Annotated in this window: 4 protein-coding genes; 1 reads left to right on the plus strand and 3 read right to left on the minus strand. The window is 63.8% G+C overall.

Annotation, left to right across the window (positions count from 1 at the left end; translation table 11 throughout):
- Nucleotides 1–171 precede the first annotated feature (171 nt).
- Complete coding sequence (locus AC1DWF_RS30280; protein ID WP_476783249.1) at nucleotides 172–1,905, plus strand: hydantoinase B/oxoprolinase family protein; 1,734 nt, start codon at nucleotides 172–174, stop codon at nucleotides 1,903–1,905.
- A 158-nt stretch (nucleotides 1,906–2,063) separates the two neighbouring features.
- On the opposite strand, the gene AC1DWF_RS30285 is transcribed toward AC1DWF_RS30280, so the two are convergent.
- The 3 genes from AC1DWF_RS30285 to AC1DWF_RS30295 all read right to left on the minus strand — a co-directional run.
- Nucleotides 2,064–3,062, minus strand: a complete 999-nt coding sequence (locus tag AC1DWF_RS30285; protein WP_476842443.1) for an ABC transporter ATP-binding protein — start codon at nucleotides 3,060–3,062, stop codon at nucleotides 2,064–2,066.
- A 15-nt stretch (nucleotides 3,063–3,077) separates the two neighbouring features.
- Complete coding sequence (locus AC1DWF_RS30290) at nucleotides 3,078–4,142, minus strand: Gfo/Idh/MocA family protein (protein WP_476788266.1); 1,065 nt, start codon at nucleotides 4,140–4,142, stop codon at nucleotides 3,078–3,080.
- Nucleotides 4,139–4,841, minus strand: a 703-nt coding sequence (locus tag AC1DWF_RS30295; protein WP_476842444.1) for a carbohydrate ABC transporter permease, incomplete at its 5' end; no start/stop codon positions are given. The genes AC1DWF_RS30295 and AC1DWF_RS30290, both read right to left, overlap by 4 nt.

The raw sequence follows: 4,841 nt of genomic DNA on the forward strand, positions 1-4,841 counted from the left end.
CTCCCCGCTGGGGAGAGGAGGCCTTCAGCCGTTTTTTCCTATCTTTTCCACGTCTGAGAGATGGGCGCAGGCGTTGCAAGTCTCCTCTCCCCAGCGGGGAGAGGGTGGCCGAGCGAAGCGGAGGCCGGGTGAGGGGGAATTTCGCCGAGCGATTTGCCGAGAGCTCACACCATGAGCCTCGACGCCATCACGCTCTCCGTCATCCAGGCAGCCTTGCAGCAAACCTGCGACGAGATGGACCTGACGTTCTCGCGCGCGGCGTTTTCGCCTGTCATCGCCGAGGCCAACGACCGCTCCGACGGCATCTATTCGGCAGTCGACGGCGCGCTGATCGCGCAGGGCTCGCAAGGCCTGCCGGTATTTGTCGGCGTCATGCAGTACTCTACGAAGACGATCATCGAGATGATCGCTGACGGCCGCTGCCTGCCGCCTGAAGAAGGCGATATATACATCGTCAACGACCCTTATCTCGGCGGCACGCATCTGATGGATGTGCGTTTTGCCATGCCGGTGTGGCGCCGGGGAAAGATCTTCTGCTGGCTGTCGAACACCGGCCACTGGCCTGATATCGGCGGTTCGGTACCCGGCGGCTTTTCGGCATCCGCGACGGCGGTGGAACAGGAAGGGCTGCGCCTGCCGCCGGTCAAGCTGTTCAAGAAGGGCGTGATGGACCCCGAGATCTACGCCATCATCTGCTCCAACATCCGCGTGGCCGACCAGCGCATCGGCGACATCCGCGCACAGGCGGCAGCTCTGTATGTCGGGCAGGACAGGCTGTTCCAGATCCTGGATCGTTACGGTGATGAAACGGTTGTCGCGGCAATCGCTGAGCTGCGCCGGCGCGCGGCGGAGCAGATGCGGGCGCATATCTCAGCCTTGCCCGACGGAGCCTATCGATCGAAGGCCTTTGTCGACTCCGACGGGGTGGTCGACGCGCCGCTGACGATTGCGCTCACGATCGAAAAGGCAGGCGATGAACTCACCTTCGATTTTTCCGGCTCGTCGAAACCCTGCGCCGGGCCGATGAACAGCGTGCTGGCAACGACCTTGTCGTCGGTCTATCTCGCCATGCGCCACATCTTCCCCGACGTGCCGATCAGCGCCGGCGCCTTCGAGCCGCTTCACATCAAGCGGCCGGAAGGCACGTTCCTCGATGCGCGCTATCCGCGTCCTGTCTCTGGCTGCGCGGCTGAGGTTTCGCAGCGCATCGCCGAAGCCGTTTTCGCCGCGATGGTTCAGGCCACACCCGACAGAGTGACAGCTTCGCCGGCCGGATCGAGCGGCAATTTCGCACTTGGCGGCAACGACCCTGCACGCGGCCGCGACTATGTCATGTACCAGATCTCGGGCGGCGGGTATGGCGGTAATGTTGACCATGACGGGCTGTCGAACGGCTGCTCGACCATCGGCATTTCGAAGTCGCCGCCGGTCGAGATCATGGAACAGGCCTACCCTGTCCTCTACCGGCACTATGCGCTGCGCGAAGGCTCCGGCGGCGCGGGCCAGCAGCGCGGCGGCTTCGGCCTCGCCTACGAGATCGAGCTGCTGCGAGGCGAAGCGCGCGCCTCCTTCGTCATGGACCATGGCCGCTTCGGCCCGCAAGGCGCGCTGGGCGGCAAGGATGGCGCGGTGAACATGGTCACGGTGTTTCGCGACGGGCAGCCGCATGTGCCAAAGCACCTGTCGAAAGAGCAGGACATTCCGCTCAAAGCCGGCGACCGGGTGCTCGTCGGCACGCCCGGCGGCGGCGGCTATGGCGACCCGCTTGAGCGTGATCCGGAGCTGGTGCTGCGCGATGTCGGGCTCGGCTACTACACGCGTGTGCAAGCCATGGAGATGTTCGGGGTGGTGATTGGGGACGCTGGGCTGGATATCGAAGCGACGCAGCGGCTGCGGCTGGGTTGAGAGCCGACTTTTGACAGATGTGCAGCCCCTCACCCTTACCCTCTCCCCGTAAGGACGGGGCGAGGGAGGCGCCGGCGTTGCACCCAACCTCTTTCTCCCCGTTTACGGGGATAAGGTCCCGGAAGGGGGATGAGGGGCAGTCGGGAGCAGAGCAGCCCCTACCCTATCGCGTTGCCGTCGGCGTCGAAGCGATAGGTCCGTGCTGCGTCAGGCGTTGCATAAAGCGTGGCACCGGGACCGGTCTGGTATTCGCCGAACAGCCGGATGGTGATGAGGCCGGCCTTTTCGGTTTCCAAGAAGACATTGGTGTCGGCGCCGAGATGCTCGGCGTGAATGACAGTGCCCTTCCAGGTACCAGCGGTGTCGCTGACCGCGATGTGCTCGGGGCGGACGCCGATGGTCTTGGCGGTTTCGCCGAGCCGGGAACCGTCGATGAAGTTCATCTTAGGCGAGCCGATGAAGCCGGCAACGAAGAGATTGGCCGGCTTGTTGTAGAGCTCCATCGGCGCGCCGACCTGCTCGACACGGCCGGYGTTGAGCACGACGATGCGGTCGGCGAGCGTCATCGCCTCGACCTGGTCGTGAGTGACATAGACCATCGTCGCCTTGAGCCGGTGGTGAAGCTGGGCGATCTCCAGACGCGTGTTGACGCGCAGTGCTGCATCGAGGTTCGACAGCGGCTCGTCGAACAGGAACAGCTTTGGCTCGCGCACCAAAGCGCGGCCGATGGCGACGCGCTGGCGCTGGCCGCCGGACAGTTCGGCCGGGCGGCGCTTGAGGTAGGGTTCGAGCGACAGCATGGCCGAGGACGCTGCGATGCGCTGGTCGATCTCGGCAGTCGGCGTTCCCGCCTGCTTGAGGCCAAGGCTCATGTTGTCGCGCACGGTGAGGTGCGGATAAAGCGCGTAGGTCTGGAACACCATGGCGATGCCGCGCTTGGACGGCGGCGCGTTGGTGACCCTGGCGCCGTCGATGAGCACGTCGCCCGACGTCGCATCTTCAAGGCCGGCGATGATGCGCAGCAAGGTCGACTTTCCGCAGCCCGACGGGCCGACGAAAACGACGAACTCGCCGTCCTTGACGTCAAGGTCGATGCCTTTCAGCACGTCGACCGGGCCGAAGGACTTCTTGACGTTTTCGATCTTGAGAGATCCCACAGGCTATTCCCTCTTTTAGAGCTTGACGGGCAGGCCGGTGCGGACGCTCTCGTCCGCTGCCAGGCATACGCGCAGTGATTTGACGGCGTCATCCATGTGACGGGTAAGGTCGATGTCCTCGCGGATGGCCTTGAGCACGAAGGCCTGCTCGCGGTCGCACAGTCCCTGGTGGCCGGGCTCGTCCTTCATCGACAGATCCTCGTCGGCGCGCAGGAAATGGCCGTCGGAACCGAGGTCGGCGCGATGGACGCGGATCATGCTGGTCTTGGTGTGGGAATCGACGTCGTCCGACTTGGTCGCGGCCTCGTTGACGACGATCGACACGCTGCCCTTGGGTGAAATGACGTCCTTCACGAAGAAGGCCGTCTCCGACATCATCGGACCCCAGCCGGCCTCGTACCAGCCGACCGAACCGTCGGCGAACAGCACCTGAAGATGGCCGTAATTGTACATCGCCGGGTCGATCTCGTCGGTCATGCGCAGGCCCATGCCGCGCACTTCGACCGGGTCGGCGTCGGTGATCTGGCACATGACATCGAGATAGTGCACGCCGCAGTCGACGATCGGCGAGGTCGTCTTCATCAGCTGCTTGTGGGTGTCCCACTTGTGGCCGGACGACTGCTGGTTGAGGTTCATGCGGAAGACGTAAGGGCCGCCCAGCGCACGCGCCTCGGCGATCATCCGCATCCACGACGGGTGATGGCGCAGGATATAACCGACGACCAGCTTGCGGCCATTGGCCTTGGCGCACGCCACGACACGTTCGGCGTCGGCGACAGTGGTTGCCAGCGGCTTTTCCAGGAACACATGGCAGCCGGCCTCCAGCGCCATGACGGCGTAGTCGGCGTGGCTGTCGGAGTAGGTGTTGATCGACGCGACGTCCGGCTTCAACTCGCGGATCGCATCCTCGAACGAACGCTGGATCGTGTAGCCCTCCATACCCGCCGGCAGCGGCACGTCCGAACGGTTGACCAGGGCCGCGATCTCAAAGCCGGGGTTGTTGTGATAGGCGAGCGCATGGCTGCGGCCCATATTGCCGAGACCGGCGACGACGACGCGAAGGGGCTTTTGAGTGGTCACTTGACGGCTCCCGAAGTGATGCCGCGGATCAGTTGCCGCGAGAAGAAGAAGTAGAGGACCAGCACCGGCAGGATGGCGAGCGAGAGCGCGGCCAAGACGGCGTTCCAGTTGGTGACGAACTGGCCGATGAACACCTGCGCGCCAAGCGTGACGGTCTTGGTCGCTTCCGAGGGTGCCAGGATCAACGGGAACCACAGATCGTTCCAGATCGGGATCATGGTGAAGACAGCGACGGTGGCCATGGCCGGGCGGACCAGCGGCAGGACGAGGCGGAAGAAGATGCGGTATTCAGACAGACCGTCGATGCGCCCGGCGTTCTTCAGATCGTCCGATACCTGCTTCATGAATTCGGACAGGATGAAGACGGCAAGCGGCAGGCCTTGTGCTGTGTAGACCAGCACCAGTGCGGTCAGCGTGTTGACCAACCCGCTGGCCACCATCAGCTGGAGGATCGCGACCGTGCCAAGCCGGATCGGGATCATGATGCCAAGGGCCAGATACAGGCCCATCATCGTATTGCCCTTGAAGCGGTATTCCGACAGCGCGAACGCCGCCATGGCGCCGAACAGGAGCACGAAGAACAGCGAGGCGACGGTCACCGTCAAACTGTTTTGGAAATACTGGATGAAATCGCCCTGCGCCATCACCGTCCTGTAGCCGATGAGGTCGAAGGTCTCGGTGGTCGGCAAAGACAAGGGC

The sequence above is a fragment of the Aminobacter sp. P4_D5 genome (assembly GCF_056401815.1).